Annotated in this window: 15 protein-coding genes; 5 read left to right on the top strand and 10 right to left on the bottom strand. The window is 68.4% G+C overall.

Features of this window, described 5'->3' with window-relative positions:
- Positions 1-121 precede the first annotated feature (121 nt).
- Together OO71_RS48215 and OO71_RS14570 are read left to right on the top strand one after the other, a co-directional pair.
- Positions 122-2,566 (top strand): AMP-binding protein, encoded by a 2,445-nt coding sequence (locus OO71_RS48215; RefSeq protein ID WP_063740065.1) that lies wholly within the window; start codon positions 122-124, stop codon positions 2,564-2,566.
- Positions 2,560-3,756, top strand: a complete 1,197-nt coding sequence (locus OO71_RS14570; protein ID WP_033290278.1) for a cytochrome P450 — start codon at positions 2,560-2,562, stop codon at positions 3,754-3,756. The genes OO71_RS48215 and OO71_RS14570 overlap by 7 nt, the downstream gene beginning before the upstream one ends.
- 2 nt (positions 3,757-3,758) lie before the next feature.
- On the opposite strand, the gene OO71_RS14565 is transcribed toward OO71_RS14570, so the two are convergent.
- The 3 genes from OO71_RS14565 to OO71_RS14555 all read right to left on the bottom strand — a co-directional run bounded on the left by OO71_RS14565 (position 3,759) and on the right by OO71_RS14555 (position 10,547).
- Entirely contained in the window at positions 3,759-4,589 is an 831-nt protein-coding gene (locus OO71_RS14565) for a class I SAM-dependent methyltransferase (RefSeq protein ID WP_051791551.1), read from the bottom strand.
- A gap of 85 nt (positions 4,590-4,674) precedes the next feature.
- The gene (locus OO71_RS46405) at positions 4,675-8,466 is read right to left on the bottom strand and encodes a DNA topoisomerase (ATP-hydrolyzing) (RefSeq protein ID WP_034263151.1); all 3,792 of its coding nucleotides are present in this window, start codon (positions 8,464-8,466) and stop codon (positions 4,675-4,677) included.
- 29 nt (positions 8,467-8,495) lie between these two features.
- Entirely contained in the window at positions 8,496-10,547 is a 2,052-nt protein-coding gene (locus tag OO71_RS14555; RefSeq protein ID WP_033290277.1) for a DNA gyrase/topoisomerase IV subunit B, read from the bottom strand.
- Between the two features lie 237 nt (positions 10,548-10,784).
- On the opposite strand from OO71_RS14555, the gene OO71_RS14550 reads away from it, so the two are divergent.
- Positions 10,785-11,870: an LLM class flavin-dependent oxidoreductase gene (locus OO71_RS14550; RefSeq protein ID WP_033290276.1), complete on the top strand. Its 1,086-nt coding sequence runs from the start codon at positions 10,785-10,787 to the stop codon at positions 11,868-11,870.
- 14 nt (positions 11,871-11,884) lie between these two features.
- Positions 11,885-12,472 (top strand): FMN reductase, encoded by a 588-nt coding sequence (locus OO71_RS14545; RefSeq protein WP_033290275.1) that lies wholly within the window; start codon positions 11,885-11,887, stop codon positions 12,470-12,472.
- Positions 12,473-12,475: 3 nt separating this feature from the next.
- Here the strand turns inward: OO71_RS14545 and OO71_RS14540 are convergent, their stop codons facing one another.
- From OO71_RS14540 to OO71_RS14515, 6 genes are all read right to left on the bottom strand, one after another.
- Complete coding sequence (locus OO71_RS14540; RefSeq protein WP_033290274.1) at positions 12,476-12,880, bottom strand: PGPGW domain-containing protein; 405 nt, start codon at positions 12,878-12,880, stop codon at positions 12,476-12,478.
- 116 nt (positions 12,881-12,996) lie between these two features.
- Positions 12,997-15,489 carry a glycoside hydrolase family 2 gene (locus tag OO71_RS14535; RefSeq protein WP_033290273.1) on the bottom strand — a complete coding sequence of 831 codons (2,493 nt, stop codon included), beginning with the start codon at positions 15,487-15,489 and terminating at the stop codon, positions 12,997-12,999.
- Positions 15,490-15,512: 23 nt separating this feature from the next.
- Positions 15,513-16,493 carry an ABC transporter permease gene (locus OO71_RS14530; RefSeq protein WP_033290272.1) on the bottom strand — a complete coding sequence of 327 codons (981 nt, stop codon included), beginning with the start codon at positions 16,491-16,493 and terminating at the stop codon, positions 15,513-15,515.
- A complete protein-coding gene (locus OO71_RS14525; RefSeq protein ID WP_033290271.1) occupies positions 16,490-17,443 on the bottom strand; it encodes an ABC transporter permease in 954 nt (317 codons plus the stop codon). Before OO71_RS14525 ends, OO71_RS14530 begins: the two co-directional genes overlap by 4 nt.
- Positions 17,421-18,992, bottom strand: coding sequence for a sugar ABC transporter ATP-binding protein (locus tag OO71_RS14520; RefSeq protein ID WP_033290270.1), 1,572 nt, complete (start codon positions 18,990-18,992; stop codon positions 17,421-17,423). Before OO71_RS14520 ends, OO71_RS14525 begins: the two co-directional genes overlap by 23 nt.
- Positions 18,992-20,068, bottom strand: a complete 1,077-nt coding sequence (locus OO71_RS14515; protein ID WP_033290269.1) for an ABC transporter substrate-binding protein — start codon at positions 20,066-20,068, stop codon at positions 18,992-18,994. The genes OO71_RS14520 and OO71_RS14515 overlap by 1 nt, the downstream gene beginning before the upstream one ends.
- Before the next feature lie 202 nt (positions 20,069-20,270).
- Between OO71_RS14515 and OO71_RS14510 the strand changes: the two genes are divergently transcribed.
- Entirely contained in the window at positions 20,271-21,269 is a 999-nt protein-coding gene (locus OO71_RS14510; RefSeq protein ID WP_033290268.1) for a LacI family DNA-binding transcriptional regulator, read from the top strand.
- On the opposite strand, the gene OO71_RS14505 is transcribed toward OO71_RS14510, so the two are convergent.
- Entirely contained in the window at positions 21,262-21,861 is a 600-nt protein-coding gene (locus tag OO71_RS14505; protein ID WP_033290267.1) for a LysE family transporter, read from the bottom strand. The two genes, OO71_RS14510 and OO71_RS14505, sit on opposite strands and share 8 nt — an antisense overlap.
- Positions 21,862-22,520: the final 659 nt, after the last annotated feature.

The raw sequence follows: 22,520 nt of genomic DNA, 5'->3' as shown, positions 1-22,520 counted from the left end.
TCCGGTGCTCCGTTGTTTTCCCGGTGGCCGGACCGTACTCTGTCGGGCATTGTTCCCGGCGCGGTTCGCCGGTTCCGTCCATTACTGAGCGGGAGACCGGATGTCCGTTACTGCTGCCCCGATGCCGGTTCGCCTGTTTGCCGCAGCCGACCGGTGGGCTGCCGAAACTCCTTCCGCGGTCGCCTTCACCGCATCCGACGGCACCCTCGATTTCCGAGGGCAGGCCAGGCAATTCCGGGTGACGGCTGCCGCGCTGGCCGCCGCCGGGGCCGGGGCGGGCACGATGGTCGGCGTGGCCACCGGACGATCCTGTTACGCCCCAACCAGTTTGCTGGCCGCGTGGTGGCTCGGCGCGACGGCGGTCCTGCTGGACGAACGGCATCCGGCCGAACGGCTCAACTTCGTTCTCGACGACGCCGGGGTGGAAGTGCTTCTGGCGACGGAAGAATTCGCTACGACGACCGGGCTCATTCGAGTTGATCCCGTTGGCGCAACGGAAAATCCGGCACCGCCGCCTGCCGCTGGTGACCTCGCCTATTTGGTCTACACCTCTGGTACCACCGGGCGGCCCAAAGGGGTGGAGGTCACCTATCGTGGTTTGGACCTTTTGGTGGCAGCGCTGGCCGAACTGTCAATTCCGCCCGGTGGGCTGGGGGTGAACGCGCTGTCCCCGGCCTTCGACGGCTGGCTGTGGTGCACCTTGCTGCACCTGTTGCACGGACAGGGCACCGCCATCATCGACCTTGCCGCGGACGACACCGACCTTGCCGGACACCTCGCCGCGATCAAACCGCGTACGGTGTGCCTGACGCCATCACTGCTGGCCACCTGTACCGACGCACTGTCCACAGTGGAGCTCGTGGTCACTGCAGGCGAACGCTGCCCGGGCGACCTCGCCGAACGGCTCGCGACCGGCCGCCGGATGCTCAACGTCTACGGGCCGACCGAAACCACGATCGCCGCGACCTGGGCCGACACCGCCTGCGGCGACGACCCGGTCACCATCGGCCGCGCACTCCCCGGGTACCGGACGTTCGTGCTCGACGAGCACCGCTGTCCGGTGCTGCCGGGGACACCGGGTGAGCTGTACGTCGGCGGGCCTGCGCTGGCTCGCGGGTACCGCAACCAGCCTGCGCTCACCGCCGACCGGTTCGGCCCGGTGCCGGGGATTGCCGGTGGCGAACGGCTTTACCGGACCGGCGACCTGGTCTCGGCGCGCCCGGACGGTCAGCTCGACTACCTCGGCCGCACCGATGACCAGGTCAAGGTGCGTGGTTTCCGGATCGAGCTCGCGGAGGTGGAGCAGGTCGTCGAAGAGCTTCCGGCGATCACGTCGGCGGCCGCGTTCGTCCTGGAATCCGGTGCGGCGCTTGGCATTGCTGCCGTCGTCGCGCCCGGGAACCACATTGATGCCGGGGCGATCCGCGAACACTGTCTCGCCAAGCTGCCCGGTCACGCGGTTCCGTCGGTGGTCGACCTCGTGCTGGTACTGCCCACCACCGGCAACGGCAAGGTCGACCGCGACGCGCTCAGCCAGGCGTCTGGCGCAACGGGTACCGGCGGCGGGAGAGCGCCGAGTACGCCGCGGGAATCGGAAGTCTGTGCGGCGTGGAGTGAGCTGCTGGAACGTCCGGTCGTCGACGTCGATGCCGATTTCTTCGAGCTGGGCGGCCATTCGCTGCTCGCCGCGCAGGCCGTGGCGGCACTGCGCCGGTCGACCGGGATCCGGTTCTCCATCACCGTGCTGCTGTCCCATCCGACCCCGGCCAAGCTGGCGCGGGAGCTCGACCGGCGGACCGGGACGGCGACCGGGTCCGGGACCGGCCGTCCCGGTTCCTGGCTGGTCACCTGGCATCCGGAGCCCGCCCGGCGGCCGACGCTGCTGTGTTTGCCGCACGGCGGCGCGGGTTGCGGGCGATACCGGCCGTGGCAGGAGCGGCTCGGCGACCGCGTGTCGGTGGTCGGCGTCCAGCTGCCCGGCCGCGAGAACCGGTGGCCGGACAAGCATCCGGACACTTTGGCCGACGCGGCCGAAGCCGTGGTCGCGGAGGTCGCCGGCCTGATCGAGCCGGCTGCGCCGCTGGTCGTGTTCGGGGAGAGCTTCGGCGGTCTGCTGGGCTACGAGGTCGCCCGCCGGCTGGGCGAACGCGGACGGCCGCCCGTCGCACTCGTCGTCGCGGCCAGCGAACCTCCGCACGAGTGGGCGTCCACCCATCATGATTACGGCAGCGAGGCAGTCCTCCACCGGCTTCTCGACGCGGGTTCCGCCACGGTCCGGGACCTCGATCGGGACACCCGGAACTACGTGCTGACCCTGCTGCGCCGCGACGGCGCGCTGGCCGCGACCTTCGATCTTCCCCCGGAACACCGCCTGGACTTCGCGGTGCACGCGTGGGGCGGAGACGCCGACGAGCTCGTCACCGCAGCGTCCCTCGATGGCTGGAGTGGCTACACCACCAGGGAGTTCGCCCGGCGCCAGTTCGACGGTGGCCACATGTTCGGCACCGAGCTGTCCGAGACCACCCTTCCCGCGCTGGCGAAGCTGCTCGGGGTACCGGCGTGCTGATCGATCTCACCGACGACCGCGCGTTCTCCGGCACCGGTTACCGCAAGCCGCTGGCCTGGCTGCGGGAAAACGATCCGGTGCACTGGCATCGCGAACCCGGCGGGCCGGGTTTCTGGGCGGTGACCAGGTACGCGGATGCGCTGAGCGTCTACCGCGATTCCGAGACCTACAGTTCCCGCAACGGGATGCGGCTGGACACGAACCCGCAGGCGGTGGCCGCGGTGACCCAGCGCATGCTGATCGTGTCGGACGCGCCCGACCACTCGCACCTCAAACGCGTGCTGGCGCAAGGGTTTTCGGCCGCCCGGATTCCGCATGCCGAGGATCTGGTCCGGCGGGTGGTCCGGGAACTGCTCGCCGAGGCGGTGCGGGAACGGGAGGTGGACATCGTCGAGGTGGTGCGGCGGGTCCCGACTCGCGTCGTCTGCGCGCTGATGGGCGTTCCCCGCCCGGAATGGGACTGGCTGGGCGGCACGATGAACGCGGCGTTCGAGGGGGCGGACGCGGCGAGCCGGCGCGCCGCGCACGCGGACATCTTCCTGTACTTCTCGGATCTGGTGGAGCAGCGGCGGAAATCCCCGGAAGACGACTTCGTGAGCCACCTCGCGCACAGCCGGCGGTCCACCAAGGTCCCGGGGGAGACCCGGTTGCTGACCGACGAGGAGGTGGTCGTCAACTGCAACGGCGTGCTCGCCGGGGGCAACGAGACCACCCGGTACTCGGCCGCCGGAGCGGTACTCGCCTTGCTGGAGAACCCGGCGCAGTGGGACGTGCTTCGCGCCGGAGGGCTCGACGTCGTGCGGAACGGGGTCGAGGAAGTGCTCCGATGGACGACCCCGGGGGTGCACGTCCTGCGTACGGCCACCCGGCCGTCGCGGATTGCCGGTACCGACATCGCGGCCGGGGACCGGGTCACCGTATGGAACGTTTCGGCCAACCGGGACGAGACTGCGTTCCCGGCCCCGGAGCGGTTCGATCTCGGCCGCACCCCGAACCAGCATCTCGCGTTCGGCGGCGGACGGCACCAATGCCTCGGCGCCCGCCTCGCCCGGATGGAGCTCGCGGTGTTCCTGGCGGAGCTGTCCGCTTGCGTCGGGTCGGTCGAGCAGCTCGGGGAACCGGCCTACACGGCGTCGAACTTCACCTGGGGGGTCCGGCATCTGCCCGTGCGGCTGACCCCGGCGGCCTGAGCTCAGACCCGGCGCCCCCGGGCCGCCACGGTCATCCAGGTGTAGTCCACAAAGGACGGCTGATCGTAGTTCGCGTACGCCTCGGCCAGCTCGTCGCGGGTGATCATCCCGGTGGCGACGGCGTGTTCCTCGACGAGTTTCGTGGTGCACTTGAGCCAGTGCGCGAGCGGTCCGCCGCCCCGCGCGGGCATGATCATGCCTTCCGCGGCGCAGTCGGTCAGACCTGCCTCCTCCAGCGGCACCGGCAGCGTACGGGCCCACTCCGGGGCGGTCCCGACCCGTTCGGCCATCACGTCGGCCAGCACGGTCATCGACCGCTGGTTCGCCGGATGCGACGACAGCGCGGGGAGCGTGGTGCCGATTTCCAGCATCAGCCAGCCACCGGGCTTGAGCCAGGACGCGAGTTTCCTGATCACCGCCTCACGTTCGGGGAGGTGATCGAGCACGAACCGGGTGTGGATGAGGTCGAACCGCCCCGGCGCTTCGTCGACGGTGACGTCATGGTGCAGGACGGTGACCCCGAGGTCGGCGATCGGGTCGAGGAACGTGAGGTTGAGGTCGGTCGCCACCACGTTCGCCGGCCCGGCCAGCTCGGCCAGCCGTTCGGCGATCGATCCCGCACCGGCCCCGATTTCCAGGCATTGCCAGCCCGGCTGGATGCCGACGCAGTCCAGCTGCCGGAGGCTGAACGGGTCGAAAAGCTCCTCCAGCAGCCGCAGGCGCCGATACTCCGGCAGCGCCGTGGTGTCGACGAAGTTGTTCCAGCCGATTGCCTGCGACATCAAGCATTCCTCTTCGTGCGGACAGTGCGGTACGTCATGCAGTACCCGCATCCTATGATCCGCCAGGGTGTCCGGACAGGCACCGAGCGTGAGATGGCGCCTGTCCGGGAACCCGAGGTGCCCGGATATCCCGGGTTCAGTCGCGTTCGATGACGTGGCCCACCACATCGGGACCGGGGTGGGCGTGCCCGGAACCGTCGCGGCGCAGGTCGATTTCCGGCAGCTCCACCGGGTCGCCGTTCCGCGCTGCCCCGGCCGGCCGCGGCCCGATCCACGCGACCAGCACCTGCGTTTCCCCCTTGAGGAACCGGTGCGCCCGTACCCCGCCGGTCGCCCGCCCCTTCGCCGGGTACTCGCTGAACGGCGTGACCTTCACGCTTTGCCCGGTGGCCGTGACGACCATCGGTTCGCCGTGTTCCTCGTCGTCGGTGCGGATGGCGCCGAAGAAGACCGCGTTCGCATCCTTTGTCAGGTTGATGCCTGCCATCCCGCCGCTCTTGACGCCTTGCGGGCGGACGAGCGAGGCCGTGAACCGCAGCATCGACGAGTCGGACGAGACAAAGGCCAGCGTTTCGTTGCCGTCGGTGAGCCAGGTGGCGCCGACGACCTCGTCACCCGGTTTGAGGCTGATCACCTCGAACTCGTCCGAGCGGACCGGCCACTCCGGGGCGCACACCTTCACCACGCCGCCGCGGGTACCAATGGCCAGCCCCGGCGAGCCCGCCGCCTGTTCCCCCAGCGGCGCAATGCCGACGACGTGCTCACCCTTTTCCAGCGGCACCAGCTCTTTCGCGGCCATTCCGCCGCGCAGCGAGACCGTGCCCGCTTGTTCCGGCAGCACCGGCAACGGCAGCACTTCGGTCTTGAACGCGCGTCCGCGGCTGGTGATCAGCAGAACCTGCCCGCGTGCGGTGGTATGTACCAATGCGGACACGGTGTCGTGTTTGACCCGGCCATTGCGACGGCGAACCTCCGACGCCTCCTCGGATTCCGCCGCCGTCCGCGCGACGAGACCGGTGGCGGAAAGGATCACCTGACACGGATCGTCGGCGACCTCCAGCGGACCGGACGGCTTGGACGCCGCCAGCACCTCCTTGAGGTCACCGTCGATGAGCCGGGTGCGCCGCTCGGTGGGGAAGTCCTTGGCGATCTTCGCCAGCTCGGCCGACACGAGCTTCTTCAGCACGGACTCGTCGTCGAGGATCGTGGTGAGCTCCGCGATCTCTTCGCGCAGCCGGTCCTGCTCGCTTTCCAGCTCGATCCGGTCGTATTTGGTGAGCCGGCGCAGCGGGGTGTCGAGGATGTAGGTGGCCTGGATATCGGTGAGCTTGAAGCGTTTCATCAGGCCGTCCTTGGCGGCCTGCGCGTTCTCGCTCTCGCGGATGAGCCGGATGACCTTGTCGATGTTCAGCAGCGCGATGAGCAGACCCTCGACGAGATGCAGCCGCTCTTCGCGCTTGCGGCGGCGGTACCGCGTGCGCCGCGTGACGACCTCGTACCGGTGCCGCAGGAAGACCTCGAGCAGGGCTTTGAGGCCGAGCGTCTGCGGCTGCCCGTCGACGAGCACGAGGTTGTTGATGCCGAACGACTGCTCCAGCGGCGTGAGCCGGTACAGGTCGGCCAGCAGCGCCTGCGGGTTGACCCCGACCTTGCACTCGATCACGAGCCGGGTGCCGTTCTCGCGGTCGGTGAGGTCCTTGACGTCCGCGATCCCGGTGAGCCGCTTGGACTTGTTGACCTCGTCGGTGATCTTCTCGATCACCTTCTCGGGACCCACGCCGTACGGCAGCTCGCTGACCGTGATGGCCTGCCGCCCACGGCTGCCTTCGAGCGGCCCGGTCTCGACATTCGCCCGCATCCGCACGACCCCGCGCCCGGTCTCGTACGCCTTGCGCACCTCGTCGAGCCCGAGCAGCGACCCACCGGTGGGCAGGTCGGGTCCGGGAACGAACTCCATCAGCTTGTCGAGCGTGGCCGTCGGATGGTTGATCAGCCACCGTGCGGCCCCGATGACCTCACCGAGATTGTGCGGAATCATGTTGGTGGCCATCCCGACGGCAATGCCGGAAGTGCCGTTGACCAGGAGGTTCGGGTACGCCGCGGGGAGCACCGATGGCTCTTCGAGGGAACCGTCGTAGTTGGGCCGGAAGTCGACCGTGTCTTCGCCCAGCTCCCCGACGAGCAGCATCGCTTCGGGGGACATCCGCGCTTCGGTATAACGGCTTGCCGCCGGTCCGTCGTCTGGGCTCCCAAAATTTCCGTGCCCGTCGATGAGCGGCGCGTTCAGCGAGAAGTCTTGTGCCAGCCGGACCATCGCGTCGTAGATCGCCACGTCGCCGTGGGGGTGGTACTTGCCCATGCAGTTGTGGACGGCGAAGCCTTCGACCGTGAACTCGTGTTCCGCGGTGCCGACCTGGATGTCGTAGGTGACGTCCGGTTCGACCTGCTCGACTGCGACCACTTCGAGGAACGAGAACCCGTTCAGCGCATCGAGCCGCTCCGCGAAGGGCGAACCGATGCGGCGCAGTTTGTCGATCCATCCGTCCTGGTACGCCCGGGAAAGCGGGAACGAACGCTCAGCCAGCGCCGTGCCGTGCCGGTCCTTCCCATAGCGGACCTTGGCCCCGCTCACCGCCGACAGCGACGCCCGGAATGCGTTTCCGGCGGTGTCGCGGAACCAGCCACCGCCGAGGTGGGCGCCGGAGAATTCGGCCATGATCTGTTTGTTCGGCAGCCGGTCGTTACCTTGCTTACCGCCGTAGCCGTAGGCGATTTCGGTGAGCTTTTCGAGGCTGCTCTTCTTGTAGCCGATCGTGATCCACGGGAGAAGAACGCGTGCCAGCTCCGCCGCGTCGGCTCCGCTGATGGACAGGCCCAGCAGGGTTTTGTGGCCGTCCTGCTTGGCGTTGCGCCAATGGTGGCCGTGGATGCCGAGGTCCGCGAGGACTGCGTAGACCTGCCGGATGAGCTCGCTGCTCGTGCTGACGTAGACGATCTCCCGGTGGCTCTTCCGGATGTAGCCGTCACCGTCGAACAGGCCCGCGAGGAATGGTGCCCAGGCCGATCGGTCAGCGAGAACCTCGGCGGGCACCTGCTTCGCATCGCTGAGCGGGCTTCCGGCCGCGAGTAGGCCGTCATGCCGGGAGAAGGTGAGAATGTCCTGATCACGCCACCCTGGTTTCGCCGCAGCGCGCCTTCCCCGCGTGACACCCACTCCGTTGGCCGTCGCCCATTCGTACACCGCATCGAGCGGTTCGAGGTCACACATGTGGATGCGGACTCGGCCGTCCGCCGCACGGCTCCGGTCGACGGCGAATCCTTCGGCGGTGATCAGGCCGAGCAGGTACCCGTAGCGATCGCCGCCTACCGGCAGAGCGGCGCGGCGCCCTCGGCCGTATCCGACCGTGAGCCGTCCCGGGAGGTCGCGTGCGGCGGTCCACGTGAGGGTGGAATCGTCGGCCACCGTGCGGAAGCGCTGGCCTGGGGTGACCGTCATCGTGTGGCCGTTCGACCAGGTCACGCGCACGAGCTCGGCCGGCGGGTTCTCGTAGACCTCGGTGACCGGCACGACAGTGCCGTGGCTGTCGAGCGCCCGGTCGCCGATTTCGATGCTTTCGATCGGCCGCAGGCCGTCCGGCGTCGACACCAGCGCGCCGCGGACGAAGCAGTCGCCGACCACGCGGGACGACTTCACGTACGCATGCGTCGGCCGGTAGCCGTTCTCGTTCATCGAGAAGAGGATCCGGCGGTGGACCGGCTTCAGGCCGTCGCGGGCGTCCGGGAGGGCTCGCGAGTGGATGACCGAGTACGCGTACTCCAGGTACGAGTCCTCGATTTCCGTCTTCAGCGGGTTGTCGAAGACCTGTGCGCCCGCGGAGTCGAACGCGGACGGGTCGACCTTGGTGGTGGGGCCCTTGCGGCGTGCCACGGCAGAAACTCCTTGTGCCTAAAGAGAACTCAGACGTCGATGGCGTCGCGGTCGACGCGGTCGGAGGATTCGACGAGCCAGTTGCGGCGGGGCTCCACCTTCTCGCCCATCAGCAGTTCGAGCGCCAGCTCCGCGGCCTCCACGTCCTCGAGCGTGATGCGGCGGACCGAGCGCGTGGCCGGGTTCATCGTGGTTTCCCACAGCTCGTCGGCGTCCATCTCGCCGAGGCCCTTGAACCGCGGTACCGGCGTGACGACCTGCTTGCCCGCGGCTTCCAGCTCGGCGAGCTTCTGCTCCATCTCCCGCTGGGTGAACGTGAAGACGGTCTCCGACCCGCGGCCCTTCGTGGTGATCTTGTGCAACGGCGGCATGGCGGCGTAAAGCCTGCCGTCCTCGATGACCGGCCGCATGTACTTGGCGAACAGCGTGATCAGCAGCGTGCGGATGTGCGAGCCGTCGACGTCCGCGTCGGCCATCAGGATCACCCGGCCGTACCGCATCGTCGTGAGGTCGAACGTGCGCCCGGTGCCCGCCCCGAGCACCTGCACGATCGACGCGATCTCGGCGTTCTTGAGCGTGTCCCCCAGCGACGCCTTCTGCACGTTGAGGATCTTGCCCCGCAACGGAAGCAGCGCCTGGTACTCCGACACCCGCGCCATTCGCGCCGAGCCGAGGGCGCTGTCGCCCTCCACCAGGAACAGCTCGCTGCGCGCCACGCCCGTGGTGCGGCAATCCACCAGCTTCGGCGGCATTGCCGCGCCTTCCAGCGCGGTCTTGCGGCGGGCGGCGTCCTTCTGCTGCTTCTGGGTGAGCCGTACGCGCGCCGCGTCGACCACCTTCTGCAGCACGATCTTCGCCTCGGACTTGGTTTTGCGGTCCTCGGTCCAGGCGCGGATCTTCTTGTCCACGACGCCCTGGATCACCCGCGTGATGCCCGCCGTGGACAGCTCGTCCTTGGTCTGCGAGGTGAACTGCGGTTCCGGCAGCCGGACGTGGATCACCGCGGTCATGCCTTCGAGGACGTCCTCGAGCGTCGGCGGGTCTTCCTTGGGCTTGAGCAGCCCGCGCGTTTTGCCGATCGTGTCCTGCAACGCCCTGGTGACCGCGCGGTCGAAACCGCGGCGGTGGGTACCGCCGTGCACGTTGCGGATGGTGTTGGTGAAGCATTCCACCGTGCGCTCGTACCCGGTGCCCCAGCGCAGCGCGACCTCGATCTCCGCGTGCCGCTCCACATTGGACTGCATCACGCCGTTGGCGTCGGCCGCGTTCTCCTTGTACGTGCCTTCGCCGGTGATGATCAGCGTGCCGCACACCGGTTTCTCGCCGGTCGGCGTGAGGAACTCGACCATGTCCGCCAGCCCGCTGGGGTAGTGGAAGGTCTCCTCGTTGATGGTGTCCTCGAACGCCGTACGCAGCACGTACGTGACACCCGGCACGAGAAACGCCGTGTGCCGCAGCTTCGCGCGGACACCGTCGACGTCGAGCGCCGCGCCGGTCTCGAAGTACCGCGTGTCGTACCAGTACCTGATCGACGTGCCGCTGCGCTCGCCGCGCTTCATCTTGCCGACGAGGTTCAGCCCCGAGTGCCGGGTGAACTTCGCCTTGGGACCCGGTCCGTCGAACACGCCGGGCACGCCGTGCGCGAACGACATCTGGTGGACCTTGCCGTTCTGCTTCACCGTGACGTCGAAGCGGTGCGACAGCGCGTTGACCGCCGACGCGCCGACGCCGTGCAGGCCGCCCGACGTCTTGTACCCCGACCCGCCGAACTTGCCGCCCGCGTGCAGCCGCGTGAGCACCAGCTCGACGCCGGACAATCCGGACTTCGCGTGCACCCCGGTGGGAATGCCGCGGCCGTCGTCGTCGACCTGCACGCTGCCGTCGGCGTGCAGGGTGACGACGACGCGCGTGGCGTGTCCGGCCACGCCCTCGTCGGTGGAGTTGTCGACGACCTCGGTGAAGAGATGGTTGATGCCCCGGCTGTCGGTGGAGCCGATGTACATCCCGGGACGCTTGCGGACCGCCTCGAGTCCTTCGAGGTGGGTCAGGTCGTCGGCCCCGTACAGAGTCTCAGCGGTCACGAGGGCGTTCTCCTGGATCGAGGCGAGCTGTGGGCAGGCTAACGGGCGGCGGGAGCGGGGGCCCCGGGCCGACACCGTACTGCAGGATATCCGCACCCCCCGACAGGATCGGGGTGCTCTGTCCCGGATGTGGCCGGACAGCGTGTCCCAGGTCACCGGTATGGTCCTGGAGGAATACATCTTGCGCACGAGTAGTTGTGCTGGCAAGGAAGAAACGGAACCGGCTGAGGAGCGGTCATGCAGTTCGGAATCTTCACGGTGGGCGACGTCACGACGGACCCTGCCACGGGCGTCACGCCCACGGAGCACGAGCGCATCAAGGCGATGGTCGCGATTGCGCTCAAGGCCGAGGAGGTCGGGCTCGACGTCTTCGCGACCGGTGAGCACCACAACCCGCCGTTCGCCGCGCCGGCCAACCCGCCGGTGCTGCTCGCGAACATCGCCGCGCAGACGAAGAAGATCATCCTCTCGACGTCGACAACGCTCGTCACCACGAACGACCCGGTGCGGCTGGCCGAGGACTACGCCATGCTGCAGCACCTGTCCGACGGGCGGCTCGACCTGATGCTCGGCCGCGGCAACACCGGCCCGGTCTACCCGTGGTTCGGCAAGGACATCCGCGACGGCATCCCGCTGGCGGTCGAGAACTACGCGCTGCTGCACAGGCTGTGGCGCGAGGACGTGGTCGACTGGCAGGGCAAGTTCCGCACCCCGCTGCAGGGCTTCACCTCGACGCCGCGCCCGCTGGACGGCGTGCCGCCGTTCGTGTGGCACGGCTCGATCCGCAGCCCGGAGATCGCCGAACAGGCCGCGTACTACGGCGACGGTTTCTTCGCCAACCACATCTTCTGGCCGAAGGAGCACTTCCAGCAGCTGATCGCGTTCTACCGCAAGCGCTACGAGCACTACGGGCACGGCAAGGCCGACCAGGCGATCGTCGGGCTCGGCGGCCAGGCGTTCATCCGGCCGCGGTCGCAGGACGCGTGGAACGAGTTCCGGCCGTACTTCGACAACGCGCCGGTGTACGGGCACGGCCCGTCGATGGAGGACTTCACCGAGCAGACGCCGCTTACCGTCGGCAGCCCGCAGGAGGTCATCGACAAGACGCTGACGTTCCGCGAGCACTTCGGCGACTACCAGCGGCAGCTGTTCCTGCTCGACCACGCCGGGTTGCCGTTGAAGACGGTGCTGGAGCAGCTGGATCTGCTGGGCGAGCAGGTCGTTCCGGTGCTGCGCAAGGAATTGGCCGCGATGCGTCCGGCAGGGGTGCCGGATGCGCCTACGCACGAGTCGCTCAAGGCTTCGGCCTTGCCGGTCGGTTGAAGGGTCGGTTGATCATGGCGGTGCGGAGTATTGCGGTGGTCAGTGCCGGGTTGAGCCAGCCGTCGTCCACGCGGCTGCTGGCCGACCGGCTCGCCGAGGCCACTGCGGCCGTTCTGGATGACGTTCGCGTCGAGGTGATCGAGCTGCGTGATCTGGCGGTGGACGTGGCGAACAATCTGGTGACCGGGTTTCCCAGTCCGCAGTTGCGGGCGGCGATCGACACCGTCACGCGTGCCGACGGGTTGATCGCGGTCACGCCGGTGTTCACGGCTTCGTACAGCGGGTTGTTCAAGTCGTTCTTCGACGTGCTGGACAAGGACGCGCTCGACGGTAAGCCGGTGTTGGTGGCGGCGACCGGCGGTACGGAGCGGCATTCGCTCGTACTGGACTTCGCGCTGCGGCCGCTCTTCGCGTACCTTCGCGCGACGCCGGTTGCGACGGGCGTGTACGCGGCTTCGTCGGATTGGGGAAGCGGAGCGTTGCAGGATCGGGTGGAGCGGGCCGCCCGGGAGTTGGCGGAGGTGGTTTCGGCTGCTCCCGAAGCGAAACCGGCGGACGAGTATTCTTCGGTGTCGTTCGAGGAGTTGCTGGCTGGCGAGTGAGCGTCACGGGTTGCGCCGTGCGTGTACCCGGCGGTAGCTCCAGATCAGCAGGGCGAAGAGAATCACGCTGGAGAGGATCAGGCTGGTTCCGGTGCTCCAGCCGCTCAGTGGCAGCCAGCGCACCGTCCCCCATACGACGCCCGCGGCCAGCAGCGCCAGCCCGGCGAGTACGGAACCGGCGATCCGCAAGGGAGAAGCGACGCTGTCCTCCGCGGCTTTCATCGCCCGCGTCCGTACTGGGTCGACGTATCGCTCCAACGCCGGGAACTCCGCTGCCAGCAGGAGCAACCCGGCCAGTACCAGCAACAACCCAGGTCCGGGCAACACGAGCAAAACCACCCCGACCGCCACGAGCACGCCACCGGCACCCGCGATGAGCACCCGCCGCACCGGCTTGCCGACTCCCATCAACCCAGTGTGCCGTCAACTCCCGGCTCCTGCCCGGCAGCGCGAGCGAAAGCCGTGAAGGGAACCATCACGGAATCAGATTCCCTGATGGTTCCCTTCACGGACTTCTCACGACCTCAGGCGCCTGAGGTGTAGAGCTGGCTCACCTCCCCGGCGGAGAGGGCCCGGTCGTACACGTGCACCTGGTCGACTGCGCCGTTCAGGAAGTCGACCGGGTTGCCGCCGTACTTGCCGCGGCCGATCACGGTGTGTCCGCTCGACGTTTCGCCGAGGCAGACGTTCCGGGTGGCCGCCAGCTGGCCGTCCACGTACAGGGCCAGCTGCCCGGTTGCGGCGTCACGTACGCCGACCAGGTGGTACCAACGCCCGGCCTCCGGCGTTGTCGGCGCCAGCGCCCGGGTGCCGATGAAGCTGAACGCCAGCTTGTGATCCGCGCCCGAGTACTGCAGGTAGAACGCGCTGTGGTCGTTGCCGTCCTGGCTCACCACGGTCTGGAATCCGTCGCCGACCGACGCGAACTTCACCCATGCCGACACGCTGTAGCTCAGGTCGGTCTTGACCAGCGGCGCACCGGCGTCGGCGAACTGCCCTGACCCGTTCACCGCCAGTGCCGAACCCCGGTGCCCGGCCGTCCAGGAAGCGCCGCCGATCAGTGTCGCGTCGTGGTCGCCCACTGCGTCTGCGGCCTTCGTACCGGTGTTTTCGTCGAACGGGTACGCCGCGATGCCGTCGATGCCCGGTGTGCCCGGTGGGATCACCGGACCTTGCTGCGGTGCGCCGTCGACGCCCTTGATCACCGACTGGTTCGCCGCCCGCACGGCTGCGAAGTCCATCTTCTTCACCCGGCGGTCGTAGGTGAGGAAGCCGTTGACCTCCTTCTCGACGTCCGTCGTCTGCGTGTACACGCCTGCCGACACCCCACATTGCCGTCCGGCGAGCAGAAGCCGTTGCTGCAGCTCGCCGTACCGCCGGGTGAGCGTGGCGCTGTCCGGTTCCATCTCGTAGGCGAAGCTGCCCGCCGGATCGAACTGGTGCCCGTCGACCTTCAGGCCGAGCCCGCCGTACTCGCCGTCGACGGCCGCTCGGGTCGCGTCCGGCGACGGGGTGCCGGGACCGGTGTAGGTGTGGTCGTCGAAGAGGTCACCGCGGCCGCTGTCCGGTTCCGACCGGCAGCAGTTCACCCCGGATTCGGCGTTGACGAGCCGCGTCGGATCCCAGGCCTTGACCTGGTCCGCGATCCGGCCGACGGCGTAGTCGCCCCAGCCCTCGTTGAACGGCACCCACGTGACGATCGACGGGAAACTCCGGTGCTGGTCGATCATCCGGTGCATCTCGGACTCGAAGTTCGCCTGTGCCGCAGGCGAAGCATCGATGTCGTCCTTCATCGCGGGCATGTCCTGCCACACGAGCAGGCCGAGCTTGTCCGCGTGGTAGTACCAGCGATCCGGTTCGACCTTGATGTGCTTGCGCACCATGTTGAAGCCGAGTTCCTTCGTCTGCTCCAGGTCGAACCGCAGCGCCGCGTCGGTGGGCGCGGTGTAGATGCCGTCCGGCCAGAAGCCCTGGTCGAGCGGGCCGAGCTGCATCACGAACTTGCCGTTGAGCATCATCCGCTGCCTGCCGTCGGCCGTCTTGCCGATCGACACCGACCGCAGCCCGAAGTACGAGCCCACACTGTCTCCTGAGGACAGTGACACGCGCAGGTCGTAGAGGAACGGATCGTCCGGTGACCACAGGTGCGGCCGGTTCACCTTGAGCTTCAACGGCGTGTTCGCCGGTCCGGACACGCGGCCGACGACGCGGCCGTGGTCATACGCCACCGCTTCCACGCGTTGCGGTATCGGGCCGCCCACCTGCGCGTTCACCGTCACCGTGCCGCTCGCCGCGTCCGGAGTCGTGTCCACGCGCGAGATGTGCGCCGGGGTCACCGGTTCCATCCACACGGTCTGCCAGATTCCCGAGGACGGGGTGTAGAAAATCCCGTCACCTGGCTTGCGTTGTTTGCCGAGCGGTTGTTCGCCCGCGTCGTTCGGATCGGTGACGCCGACGACGACTTCCTGGTCCTTCGCGGTGGTCAGTGCGTTGGTGACGTCCGCGGAGAACGCGTCATACCCGCCGGTGTGGCGGGCGACCTGGCGGCCGTTGACCCACACCGTGGTGTCGTAGTCCACCGCCTGGAAGTGCAGGATCAGCCGCTGGTCCCGGCCGACGCGCCAGTTCTGCGGGACCTGGAACGTGCGCCGGTACCACATCGACGTCTCGTGCCGCATGATCCCGGACAGCGCCGATTCCACCGGGTACGGCACCAGGATGCGTTCGCCGAGACCGCGTTTGAAGGGCGGCGAGTCACCCGGTTTGGCGGCGGCGAACTCCCATACCCCGTTGAGGTTCTGCCACTGGTCGCGGGTCATCTGCGGCCGCGGGTACTCGGGAAGGGCGTTGCCGGGGGACACCTGGTCGGTCCACGGCGTGGTCAGCGGCGGATTCTGCCGGTGCCACTGTGGTGGGTCGGCGGCGGACGCCGGAATACTCGACAACCCGGACACGACCACGGCGAGCGCGGCGCCCACCGTGGCCAAGCGGCCGGGTCTGCGGACAGGACGGGACATCGTCGAACCTCCTCTTGCGGGGGTCAGGAACGGCGAGAACGAGCCAATAGCCGCTGGATCACGACGACGACCAGCAGGAATGCCCCGCTGACCACCGTCTGGTAGTTGGAATCGAGAGTGCCGACCTGGTTGATGACGTTCTGGATCAGAGTCTTCAGCAGCACGCCGACGAGCGTGCCGATGACCGTGCCGGCGCCGCCGGTGAGCAGGGTGCCGCCGATCACGACGACCGAGATCGCGTCGAGTTCCATGCCGACGCCGAGCACGGTGACGCCGGACTGCAGGTACGCCGCGGTCAGCACCCCGGCGAACCCGGCGAGCGTGCCGCTGAGGGTGTAGAGGGTGATTTTGGTGCGGGCCACCGGAAGTCCCATCAGCAGCGCGGACTGCTCCGCGCCACCGAGCGCGAACACCGACTGCCCGAACCGGGTCCGGCGAAGCAGTACGCCACCGAGTCCGAAAAGGACCAAAGCGAGGTACACCGGTACGCCGACGCCGAGGATTTTGCCTTGCCCCAGCCAAAGCAGGGCCGAGCCAGGCTCCACTTTGTACGTCGTCGCGCCTTCGTTGGTGAGCGCGAGCAGGAGGCCGCGGGCGAACAGTAGCGACGCGAGGGTGACGATGAACGGCGCCATTCGGGTACGGGCGATGAGGAGGCCGTTGATGAACCCGATGAGCCCGCAAACGGCCAGGGGCAACAGAATCGCCACCACCAGGCCGTACCGCGAGCCGTACGCGGCCAGCACGCCGCCGAGCGCGTACACCGATCCGACTGAGAGGTCGATCCCGCCGGAGATGATCACGAACGTCATCCCCAGCGCGACCACGGCCAGGAAGGAACTTTGCAACGCAAGGTCGCGGAGGTTGTCCGCGGATCCGAAGCGCGGGAAGGCAAACCACGCGGCGAGCACCCCGAGCACGAGCACCACCGCGGCGCCTTGCCGTTGCAGGACCGCCGCAAACGTCGCGTTGCGTTCCGACGGCGGCGCGGTGGTCGCGGTCATCGCGTGCTCCGTTCCCTGGCGACGTACACCGCGGCGACGATGATGGCGGCTTGCACCATCTGCGCGGCGGAATCGGGCAGGTTGTGCTTGATCAGCGTGGCGTGCACCAGCTGCATGAGCAGCGCGCCGAACACCGTGCCGACCACGCGCACGCGTCCACCGGTGAGCGGGGTCCCGCCGACCACCACGGCGGTGATCGCGGAAAGTTCCATCAGCATCCCGAGATCGTTGGGGTCACTTGCACCAAGTCGCGCGGTGGCCAGCACTCCGGCGATTGCGGCCAGCACGCCCGAGATGGCGTACACGCCGATCAGCACGCGTTTCACCGGCAGCCCGGCGAGCGTTGCGGCAGGCCGGTTGCCGCCGACTGCGACCAGGTGGCGGCCGAAAGTGGTGCGTTGTACCAGCAAACCGGCCAGCACCGCGAGAACTGCCGCGACCAGCACCATGATCGGGATGCCGAAGAGGTCACCGGTGCCGAGGGCGAGGAAGTCGGCGTTGTGCAGCTGGACCAGCTGTCCGTGCGCGATCACGAGAGCGAGCCCGCGCCCGCCGACCAGCAAGGCCAGGGTAGCGATGATCGGCTGAATCCCCAGGTGTGCCACCAGGAAACCGCTGAACAGCCCGGAAACCACTCCGGCGATCAGCGCGACGACGATTGCCGTGAGCGGACCGGCGCCGAGGTACAGCGGGATGAGCGCGGCGGCGACCGACATCACCGAGCCCACCGACAGGTCGATGCCCTCGGTGCCGATCACCAGCGCCATGCCCAGCGCGACGATGCACACCGGTGCGGCCTGCACGAGCTGCGTGCGGAAGTTGGCGCCGGACAGGAAGTTGTCGGTGAAGGCGATGTTGAACAGCAGCAGGACGACCACGGCCAGGTACACGCCGTAGCTCTGCAGCCAGCTCGTGAGGCGGACTCGGTCAGGTCTCGTCAGTGTCGACATCGTGGTCACCTCCTGCGGCAATGGCGGCCAGCACGTTGTCCTCGGTGACGGCCTCGCCGGTCAGCTCCCCGGCCACCGCGCCGTCGCGGAGGACGACCACGCGGTCGGCGCCGTCGAGCAGCTCCTCCAGCTCGGACGAGATCAGCAGCACGCCCAAGCCTTCCTGCGCGAGCTCGTCGATGAGCGCCTGCACCTCGGCTTTGGCGCCGACGTCGATGCCGCGCGTCGGCTCGTCCAGCAGCAACACCTTCGGCCCGGTGGCGAGCCAGCGCGCGAGCAGGACCTTCTGCTGGTTGCCGCCGGACAGCTCGGACACCTTCTGCTCCGGGCTCGACGCCTTGATCCGCAAGCGATCCATGAACGTCTTCACCACGCGGTCCTGTTTGGACCGGTTGACGAAGCCCAAAGTGGACAGTCGCGGCAGGGCAGCGAGTACGATGTTCTCGCGCACGGACAGGTTCGGGATGATCCCGTCGGCCTTACGGTCCTCGGCCAGCAGTGCGATGCCGGAGCGCATCGCGGCCGAGATCCGCCCGCGTTTCAAGGGTTTCCCGGCGAGCAGCACGGACCCGCCGTCGAGCGGGAACGCGCCGACCACCGCGCGGGCGGTTTCACTGCGTCCGGACCCGAGCAGCCCGGCCAGCCCGACGACCTCACCCGGCCGCACGCTCACCGAAACGCCCCGAAGCTTGTGACCGCCGGACAGGTTTTCCGCCTGCAGCAACGGTTCCGCCTCGGCGTGATGCTCCTCGCCGAACGCGGTGACGCCCTCGGCGCGGATCTGCCGGATCTCCCGGCCGAGCATCATCGACACGAGTTCGATGCGCGGTAACGGCTTCAACGGTCCACTGTGGACTACCCGGCCGTCCCGCAGCACGGTTACGCTGTCGCATACCCGATACAGCTCGTCCATCCGGTGGCTCACGTAGATCACCGAGATGTCCTGCGCGTGCAACCGCGCCAGCACCTCGAACAGCGTGTCCACTTCGCGCGGTTCGAGCGACGACGTCGGCTCGTCCATCACGACCACACCGGCCTTTGTGGACACTGCGCGGGCCAGCGCGACCATCTGCTGTGCGCCGACCGCGAGCGTGTGCAGCGGCCGTCGCACGTCGGTGTCGATACCGTACCCGCCGAGCAGTTCGCGGGCCTGCTCGTTCATCGCCGACCAGTTCACCAGCCCGGCGCGCGTACGCGGTTCCCGGCCGAGAAAGACGTTGCTCGCCACGCTCATCAGCGGGACGAGGTTGACCTCCTGGTAGATCGTGGAGATCCCGGCCCGCTGCGCGTCGATCGGGCGGCGGAACTCCACCGGCTCGCCGAGGTGGCGGATCTCGCCCTCGTCGGGCCGGTAGACGCCGGTCAGTACCTTGATCAAAGTGGACTTTCCGGCGCCGTTTTCGCCGACCAGCGCGTGGACCTCGCCGCGGCGAAGGGCGAAGGATACGTCGTCGAGCGCGACGGTGCCGGGGAACCGTTTGGTCACCCCGGTCACCTCGAGGACCGGTGCGGTCGTGGTGGTCACGTCCATGTCGGCCGTGCTCGTCATCAGTACGCGTTCCCGACCTTCTGCGCCGCGTTCGACTCGTCGTAGGCGTCGTCGGTGATCACGATGCTCGGCGGGATGGCCTGCCCGTCTCCGAACTGCTGCAACGTCTGGAACGCCAGCTGCCCGAACCGCGGGTTCGACTCGATGACCGCGTTGTAACTGCCGTCGGCGATCAGCTGCACCGCGTTGCGCGTGCCGTCGATGGACACGACCTTGACGTCCTTGCCGGGGTTTTTGCCCGCGGTCTTGAGCGCGTTGACCGCGCCGATGCCCATCTCGTCGTTCTCCGCGTACACCGCGGTGAGGTCGGGGTGGCTCTGGATCAGCTGCTCCATCACCGACTGGCCCTTGGACCGGTCGAACTCGCCGGTCTGCTCGGCGACCACGGTGAGACCGGGGGTCTTGGCCAGCTCGTCCTTGAAGCCCTGCGTGCGGTCGGTGGTCACGTTGTTGCCCGACGAGCCGAGCAGGATCGCGACCTTCCCGTTGCCGCCGGTGGCCTTGACCAGCGCGGCAGCCGCGCGCTGCCCCTGTTCCACGAAGTTGGAGCCGATGAAGGTGAGGTAGTCGGTGCACGGTTTCGACGTGACCTTGCGGTCGATGGTGATCACCGGGACCTTCTTCGCCTTCGCCGCGTCGAGGGCCGGTTGCAGGCCGTCGGAGTTCAGCGGCGCCACGACGAGCAGCTGCGCCCCTCTGTCGAGCAGCGATTTGATGTCGCTGATCTGCTTGTTGAGGTCACTCTGCGCGTTGGTGGTGAGCAGGTGGTCGGCCGGAATGCCGAGCTTCTTGGCCTCGTCGCGGATCGACTGGGTCTCGGCGATGCGGAACGGGTTGGCTTCCTTCTCCGATTGCGAGAAGCCGATGACCGCGGTCTTCGGGTCGACCTTCGGGTAGCCGGTCTTGGCCAGCGTGCAGCCGTCGGCACTCGGCGCGTTCGAGGCAGCCGACGCCGCCGGACCTGCGCCGTTGCTCTGCGCGGCGGGCGTTTCCTCGCGGCTGGTGCACCCGGCGAGCACGAGTGCCGTGGCGGTACCGGCGACCAGGGCGGCGCGGACGGGGACGGACGGGGACACGGCGGACTCCTCACAGCCGGCGACTGGGGTAACCCGCTCAGTGCCGTGATCGTCGTCACGGCACCGAGCTGGCGCTATTTTTACATCGTTGGAACAACGTTGTAAACAGGCAAAACGTCGCTACACTTCGTGGTCGCCGGGGCTGGTGCCGGAAGCCTCGCGGGCTCGTGGTGGGCTCTGGGCGAGAAGATGAGGAGTCGGCGTGGCCGTGACCCTGAAAGACGTCGCGACGATGGCGGGCGTTTCGGTGAAGACCGTGTCGAACGTCGTGAACGGGTACGCGTTCGTGAAGCCCGAGAACCGGCGGCGGGTCGAGGAAGCGCTGGCCGCGACGGGTTACCGGCCGAACGTCGGCGCCCGGAACCTGCGCCGCGGCAGGACCGGGTTCCTCGCGTTGATGGTGCCGGAGCTGAGCATTCCGTACTTCGGCGAGATGGCCGGGCTGGTGATCACCGCTGCGCAACGACGCGGCTGGAGTGTGCTGATCGAGCAGACGCAAGGTACCCGCGATCGGGAACGGGCCACTGTGGACTCACTGGGTCCGCATCTCGTCGACGGTGCGTTGCTGCATCCGGAAGCCCTTGAGGCAGGGGATTTCCCGGACGGCGAGATTCCGCTGGTGCTGCTGGGCGAGCACGCGGTGGACGTCGCGCTCGACCGGGTGGCGATCGACAACGTACAGGCCGCGCATCTGGCCGTGTCGCATCTGGTTTCGCTGGGCCACCGGCGGATCGCGGCGATCGGCGCGAACCCGAAGCGGGGTACGTCGTCGCTCCGGCTGGCGGGATACCTTGCGGCGCTGGAGGATGCTGGTCTGCCTTCGTCGGAGTCGCTCGTTGAGCCGGTCGCGAAGTATCACCGGTCGGAGGGCGCGGCGGCGATGAAACGGTTGCTGGCACGGGAAGAACCGCCGGATGCGGTGTTCTGTTTCAACGACTTGCTGGCCGTCGGCGCGTTGCGTTCGGTGGCCGAGCACGGTCTCCGGGTACCCCACGACATCGCGATCGTGGGGTTCGACAACACCGAGGAAAGCGCGTTCAGCCTGCCCGCACTCACCACGATCTCGCCGGACAAGGCCGCCATCGCCGAGGCCGCGATCGACCTCATCCACGGCAGGCTCACCGGTACGGAGAACGCTCCACCACGCGAGGTACAGCCGCCGTTTTCCTTGGAGATCAGGGAAAGCACGGTCCTCAGGTGACGAGTCGGGCCGCCAGCACGATGATCACTGCGCTGGACAGCAACGCGGTGATCAGCCGCCCGCGCGCGCCGGTGAGCGTGCGGCCGAGCAGCGCACCGCCGATCGCAAGCAGCAGCTGCCAACTCGCCGACGCAGCAAAGGCGGCGGCGGCGAACACGACGCCGTCCGCCGGTACCTCGCCGAGCACGAGTGCGGTGAAGTAGACGATCGTCGCCGGGTTCAACAGGGTGAGGCCGAGCAGGGTCGCGTACGCGCGGAGCGGACGTGGATCCGTTGCCGCGATGGGGTTTTCGGTGGCCCGGTAACGGCGGACGGCCCTCGTTGCAGTCCAGGCGGCAAGGACGAAGAGCGCTGTGGCGGAGATCCAGCGCAGTGGTGTAGTGACCGGCGCGAGAAGCGGAGCGAGCACGGCGCCGCCGACGGTCGCGATGATGGCGTACACCCCGTCCGCAGTGGCCACCCCCATCGCCGCGGCCGCGCCTACCCGCCACGACGTACGCGCAGTCAGGCCGACCAGGTAGACGCCCACCGCACCGACCGGCATGGCGATCCCGTACCCGGCAACGAGCCCCGCAACGACCGCGGCGCTCATCGATGCGCCAGACGGGTCCTTTCGCCGCCACGCTGCTGCTTCCCGCACTCCGCGTCGCGGCGGGTCGGGAAGGGCGGGGTGGTTTCGGTGGTCATGGTGGGAATTCTGCGCGGTGGGGTTGATGGGGGGCAAGCGATTTTCGCCCCGGTTGCGGTTGCGGTGCCGGGGCGGGATCTGCCGTTCGCTGGGGCCTGGGGTTCGCCGGTCCTTAGTGGAGAGGGCGGCGGTGGTTGGGTTTCGCCGGTCCCGGTTAGTGGAGGTGGCGGCGGCTGCGGCGGCTGCGGTGGTTGGGGTTTGCGGGTGCTGGGCGGTGGGGGTGGTGGTGGCGTTCGGTTTCGGTTAGTGGAGGTGGCGGGTGGGGTTTGCCGGTCTCGGGTGGTGGTTGGGGTTCGCGGGCGCTGGGCGGTGGGGTGGTGGCGTTCGGTTTCGGTTGGTGGAGGTGGCGAGCGGGGACCGCCGGTCTCGGGCGGTGGAGATGGCAGCGGTGGTTGGTGTTCACCGGTCCTGGGCGGTGGAGGTGGCAGTGCGGCCGGGGTTCGCGGCACCGGGCAGCGGAGGTGGCAACGGCCGTCGTGAGTCGCCGGTTCGGGCAGTGGCGGTGGCAGCGGCGGCCGGGGGTCGCCGGTCTTGCGGGGTGGAGATGGCTGCGGCGGCCGGGA

It is taken from the genome of Amycolatopsis jejuensis (assembly GCF_000717335.1).
GTDB classification, from domain to species: domain Bacteria; phylum Actinomycetota; class Actinomycetes; order Mycobacteriales; family Pseudonocardiaceae; genus Amycolatopsis; species Amycolatopsis jejuensis.
This window is presented reverse-complemented; position numbering and strand designations above follow the sequence as displayed.